Source organism: Streptacidiphilus sp. MAP12-20 (assembly GCF_041262525.1).
In the GTDB taxonomy this organism is placed as follows: Bacteria; Actinomycetota; Actinomycetes; order Streptomycetales; family Streptomycetaceae; genus Streptacidiphilus.
Genome location: NZ_JBGCCK010000049.1, coordinates 1 through 5700, shown reverse-complemented (window position 1 = coordinate 5700; position 5700 = coordinate 1). Strand labels below are relative to the sequence as shown.

General features: G+C 67.9%; 5 protein-coding genes and 1 pseudogene. 5 read left to right on the top strand and 1 reads right to left on the bottom strand.

What is annotated here, in order from left to right:
- Window positions 1–195: 195 nt before the first annotated feature.
- Window positions 196–735: a Uma2 family endonuclease gene (locus ABIA32_RS33440; RefSeq protein ID WP_370103634.1), complete on the bottom strand. Its 540-nt coding sequence runs from the start codon at window positions 733–735 to the stop codon at window positions 196–198.
- 121 nt (window positions 736–856) lie between these two features.
- On the opposite strand from ABIA32_RS33440, the gene ABIA32_RS33435 reads away from it, so the two are divergent.
- The 5 genes and pseudogenes from ABIA32_RS33435 to helR all read left to right on the top strand — a co-directional run bounded on the left by ABIA32_RS33435 (window position 857) and on the right by helR (window position 5572).
- Window positions 857–1492 carry a TetR family transcriptional regulator gene (locus tag ABIA32_RS33435; protein ID WP_370103632.1) on the top strand — a complete coding sequence of 212 codons (636 nt, stop codon included), beginning with the start codon at window positions 857–859 and terminating at the stop codon, window positions 1490–1492.
- 19 nt (window positions 1493–1511) lie between these two features.
- Window positions 1512–2099 (top strand): annotated as a pseudogene (locus ABIA32_RS33430) (FAD-dependent monooxygenase); the annotation flags it as partial.
- A 53-nt stretch (window positions 2100–2152) separates the two neighbouring features.
- The gene (locus tag ABIA32_RS33425) at window positions 2153–2599 is read left to right on the top strand and encodes a hypothetical protein (protein WP_370103630.1); all 447 of its coding nucleotides are present in this window, start codon (window positions 2153–2155) and stop codon (window positions 2597–2599) included.
- Between the two features lie 159 nt (window positions 2600–2758).
- Entirely contained in the window at window positions 2759–3289 is a 531-nt protein-coding gene (locus tag ABIA32_RS33420) for a hypothetical protein (protein ID WP_370103628.1), read from the top strand.
- 96 nt (window positions 3290–3385) lie between these two features.
- Complete coding sequence (helR, locus tag ABIA32_RS33415; protein ID WP_370103635.1) at window positions 3386–5572, top strand: RNA polymerase recycling motor ATPase HelR; 2187 nt, start codon at window positions 3386–3388, stop codon at window positions 5570–5572.
- Window positions 5573–5700: the final 128 nt, after the last annotated feature.

Genomic DNA, 5700 nt, shown 5'->3' with positions numbered 1-5700 from the left:
CCGGCCCGTTCCGACGAGTGAAACTCTAGCTGATTTCCTCGGCGACAACCAAATCCATCAACCAGTCCCACAATCCCAGAAAATGGCAGCACGAATCGTTCGCTCGTGCGATCAGTTTCAAGGGGTTCGTCGCCTCTGGACCCGCAACCGCAGGCAGGGCAACTCGGAGAACACTACGTGCCCCGACGGCCGGAGTCAAACAGTCGGGTAGGGCTGCCAACCGTGCGTGCTCACGGTGATGGTCCCTGCCGGGAGCTTCAGTTCGATCGGCTGCCCGAAGACTCCCTCATCGGTCTCGACATAGCCGACTCCGGACAGCGTCAGGACGCGCCAGGTCGCCTTGCGTGGATCGATGACGAGGTAGGTCGGGATCCTGTGCAAGGCGTAGAGCTCCCGCTTGGTCCGCAGGTCATCCTTCGCCGAACTCGGCGACACGACCTCGGCGACCGCCTGCACCAGCGAAGCCGGCCAGTCCCTCACTTGCATGGGGATGTCCTCGGAGGCGATGAAGACCACGTCGGGGCGCGGCTTCCCATCAGTGTCAAGGTCCATGCCACGCTCACCCCATGCCTCGACGGCTGGGAAGTCCTGGCGGGTGACGTTGCGAATGATGAAGTCGTGGAGCGTCGTCGGGTTGGCCTGCATGATGATCTGGCCGCCGAAGTACTGCGCGGTCAGACCGTCCGGGACCTCGAGCTCTTCCCAGGCCCGGTCCATGTCCGTCTGCTCGCTCATACGGCCAGCGTACAGAAATCGCGCCCAGGCAGACCGAAGTCACCGCACCCCCATCGACTTCCCAGATTTTTGCCTCTCCGGCAATCTTGCCATCTTGGCAAGATTTGCTACTGTGGCTGGCATGACCCAGGAACACGTCGTCAGTGCCCACCTCGGACTGCGCGAGCGCAAGAAGCGGGAGACCCGCGTCGCGTTGAGTCAGGCCACCATCGGGCTCTGTGTTCAGCGGGGGTGGGACAACGTCACCGTGGAGGACATCGCCTCCGCCGCGAACGTGTCCGTGCGCACCTTCCGCAACTACTTCTCCAGCAAGGCCGAGGCGATCGCCGCCAGCCATCTGGAGCGCATGCTGCGGATCGCCGACTCACTGCGCGCGCAGCCGGCCGCCGAGCCCTTGTGGGAGTCGATCGCCCGGGTCGTGCAAGCCGAGTTCGTGCCGCAGGGGGAAGCCAGCGTGAACGCTCCACGCGACCAGCGGTGGATCGACGGGCTACGGCTCATGTTGGCGGAGCCGGCCTTGCAGGGCGAGGTGGTCAAGGCGAACGCGGCGGCGCAGGAGGAGCTGGCCAGGGCGATCGCCGAGCGAACCGGTACCGATGTGACCCGGGACGCGTACCCGAAGCTGGTCGCCGCAGTGGTCGGCGCCGGCAGTGCGGTGGCCGTGGAGCACTGCATGCGTCCGGATCCGCCCGCGCCGCTCGCCGTGACACTGCGCGAGGTGTTCGAGCAGATCGCTGTCGGGCTTCCCACTCCGTAACAGAACAAGCGGATGACTCATGCCTGGCCGGGACCGGCCCGGCCGATCTGTCCTGCTCTCTTCCGTCCACTCAAGAGGGGACATGCTCGTGATCAAGGATGTCGTCATCGTCGGAGGCGGCCCGAACGGGCTGATGCTGGCCTGTGAGCTGGCTCTGGCCGGGGTGCGGCCGGTGGTGCTGGAGGGCCTGCCCGCGCCCAGCGAGGTGCCGAAGGCCAACGGGCTGCTCGGCCAGGTCGTGAAGATGGTCGACCGCGGGGGGCTGTACGAGCGTCTCAGCGGTGTGCCTGGCCCGCCGCAGCCGAACTCCGCCTACTTCATGTTCGCCGCGATGGGCCTGAACCTGAGCCTGCTGCAGGACAGTCCGATCTACGATCTGGCGGCACCGCAGCGGCGCATCGTCCAGGTCCTGGGAGAGCGGGCGGTCGAACTCGGAGTCGAGATCCGGCGGGGACATGAGGTCGTCGGGCTGTCGCAGGACGACCAGACCGTCACCGTGGACGTCGCCGGCGCGGAGGGGAGCCACCGGCTCCAGGCGCGCTACGTCGTCGGTGCGGACGGGGCGCACAGCATCACGCGCAAGCTGTCCGGGATCGACTTCCCCGGCGTCAGCTACGACAGGACGACCAACCGGACGGCGCATGCGACGGTTCCGGCGGCGTGGGTGAATCCGGTGACGGGTGGGCTGGACGTTCCGGGTTACGGAAGCGTCCTGCCGTTCCTCCCCCAACGCACGCGCCCGGCGGTGACGTCACGGCCCTGCGCGAGCTGTTCACCGAGTTGCTCGGCCACCCGGCCACCGTCCAGCACCTCGCCGACCTCACCGCGGGCAGCGATGTCCGCTACGACATGGGCGACACCGACGCGCACCCCCTGGTCGGCTGGTTCTCCCCGGACGTGGATCTGCTCACCCCGTCCCGTCCGGTCCGGCTGGCGGAACTCGCCCGAACCGCAAGGCCGTTGCTCCTCGACCTCACGGAGGACGGCTCCCCTGCGCGTGCGCTGGCCGACTGGGACGCCCAGGTGGACATCGTCACCGCGCAGCCTCAGCTCCCCGCACCCGCTGCCACCGCGCTGCTGCTCCGCCCCGACTCCTACGTGGCGTGAGCGTCTGCCACCCCACCCCGACCCAGCCGACCTGGTCGCCCTGCGAACCGCCGCGCAGCGATGGTTCGGCCACCAATCAGCCAGATGAGATCGTGTCGCCTCGCGGGAGTCCGTACGCTTCGGCGGGTATGAACCAGTTGGAGGCTGACGGGGGCAAGCATGCTGGGCTGGGAGCGGATCACGCCGGCGAGTCGGTACCAGGTGCGCCTGATGCCGACGCTCGCCGTGACGGCGCTCGGCGCTGGACTTCTCAGCCCGGTGATGGTGGGGTCCCAGCTCCTCTGGCTGCCAGCCGTGGAACCCGTCTTCCTCGTGCCGTTCTTCGTGGCCCTGCGTTTCTACCGGACCGGGCTCTACGCCGATCGCGACCGGGTGCGGATCCGCTCACCGTGGCGGACCCGCACGGTCGCCATGGCGGACATCGCTGAGATCACCAGTGCGCCCCGACGGGGTGACCTCCACGACCCGATGCGCAGCGACGCCTTCCGCATCGTGCTCCGCACCGGTGAGACTCTGCGCACGCCCGTGCGCGTCCACAATCCCGCCGAAGGCGAACGTCTAATTGCGGCGGCCTACGAACGCGATGACTTCCGGCGATTCGGGGACCATCTCCGCGCCCTGGTCCACAACCACGGACTGGACGACGAAGGCAAAGGGGAAGACCCACCCCTTGCCACTCTCAACATATAGCGCACCGGGGGGCTTGCGGCAAGGCCCCCTTGGTACCGCAAAATCGCTGATCCAGGCCAGAAAGCCGCCGTAAGGGGAGATCGCGACGTGCGTGTTTTGTTGTCAGTTCATGGGTCACGCGGCGACGGCGGGCAGCCGGACCTCACCAACGCGTTTCAGTTGCCCGACCGCCTCTCCCCCAAGGCCGACCCGAACCTGATCGCCGGCGACGAGCAGCACTTCGCCGCCATCGCGGAGACCCTCGAGCAGACGGTCTCCGAGCTGTCCGACCGCCTCGACGCCGCGCGCAAGGCGCCCGGCGGCATGGGCCGGGCGGCGATGGACCGGGATACGGAGATCCATCAGCTGACCGCTCGCCTGCGCGCCCTGCAACGCTTCGGTTTGGACCTGTGCCTCGGACGCATCGTCAGCGCAGACACCCTCGAGCCCGTGTACATCGGACGACTCGGCCTCACCGACAGCGAGGGTCGCCGACTGCTGATCGACTGGCGCTCCCCGGCGGCTGAGCCATTCTTCGCTGCTACCCACGCCAACCCGATGGGCCTGGCCAGCCGCCGCAGGTACCGCTGGACCCGCGGTCGGATCAGCGACTACTGGGACGAGGTGTTCACCCCGGACGGGCTCGATGGGCACGCCGCGCTCGACGACCAGTCCGCCTTCATCGCCAGCCTGGGCAGCAACCGGTCGTCTCGGATGCGGGACGTACTCGGCACCATCCAGGCCGACCAGGACGCGATCATCCGCGCGAGTTCCCGCGGCGCCCTCGTCGTCGACGGAGGTCCCGGCACAGGGAAGACGGTCGTCGCGCTGCACCGCTCCGCGTACCTCCTCTACTCCGACCCCCGTCTCGGTCACCGTCGGGGCGGCGTGTTGGTCGTCGGTCCGCACCAGCCCTACCTGGCCTACGTCGCCGACGTCCTCCCCAGCCTCGGGGAGGAGGGCGTGCAGACCTGCACGGTGCGGGACCTCGTTACCGAGGGCGCCACGGCAGTGATCGAGACCGACCCGGACGTGGCCCGGCTGAAGTCGTCCGCCGGCCTGGTGAAGGCCATCGAGAAGGCGGTCAGGTTCTACGAGGAGCCGCCCAGCGAGGGAATGACGGTCACGACCGACTGGTCCGACATCTGGCTGAGCGCCGAGGACTGGGCCGAGGCGTTCGACGCTCCGGGACCAGGTACTCCGCACAACGAAGCGCGCGAGCAGATCTGGGAGGAACTGGTCACGATCCTGATGGACAAGCGCGACGACGACGAAGGAGACGTCTCGCCTGAACTGTTCCGGAGATCGCTGCAACGGGACAGGGAGCTGGTCACGACCCTCAACCGTGCGTGGCCCCTGCTCGAAGCGGCCGACCTCGTCGGGGACCTGTGGTCGGTGCCCGCTTACCTCCGGATGTGCGCTCCCTGGCTCAGCCGCGACGACGTTCGCAAGCTGCAGCGCGGCGATGCCCAGGCCTGGACGGTGTCCGATCTGCCGCTCCTCGACGCGGCACGGCACCGACTCGGCGACCCGGAGGCAGCACGACGCATGCTTCGGCACAACGCGGCTGTCGCCGCGGAGCGCGAGCGCATGGCCAGTGTTATCGACGACATCCTCCAGGCCGACGACGACGGCGAAGGTGCGGTGACGATGCTGCGCGGGCAGGACCTGAAAGACAGCCTGATCGACGAGAGCGCACTTCCCAGCACCGACCTGGATCGGCTCGCCGGCCCGTTCGCTCACATCGTCGTGGACGAGGCCCAGGAACTGACCGACGCGGAGTGGCAGATGCTCCTGCTTCGCTGCCCGTCCCGGAGCTTCACGATTGTCGGGGACCGCGCCCAGGCGAGGCACGGGTTCACAGAGTCGTGGGAAGAACGGCTCGAGCGAATCGGGCTCGACCGTAGCGTCCTGGCCTCCCTGAGCATCAACTACCGGACACCGGAGGAGGTCATGGCAGAAGCCGAGCCGGTCATCCGGGCCGCGCTCCCGGACGCCAATGTGCCGACCTCCATCCGCACCAGCGGCGTCCCCGTCGTTCACGGATCCGCTTCGGATCTGGACGCGATCCTCGACAACTGGCTCGCCGCCAATGCGGATGGGATCGCGTGCGTGATCGGCGATCCCATGTTCCGGGCGACGTCCCGCGTCCGATCGCTGACTCCGGAGCTGTCGAAGGGGCTCGAGTTCGATCTGGTCGTCCTCGTGGACCCGGAGAAGTTCGGCACGGGAATCGAAGGGGCGGTCGACCGCTATGTGGCGATGACCCGGGCGACCCAGCAGCTCGTCATCCTCACGAGCTGACGCCGGCCTGAGTCCTTAACGCAGTGAAGCCCTCTGACCGATGGTCAGGGGGCTTCACTGGAAAGGTTGTTCGGCGGTGTCCTACTCTCCCACAGGGTCCCCCTTGCAGTACCATCGGCGCTGTGAGG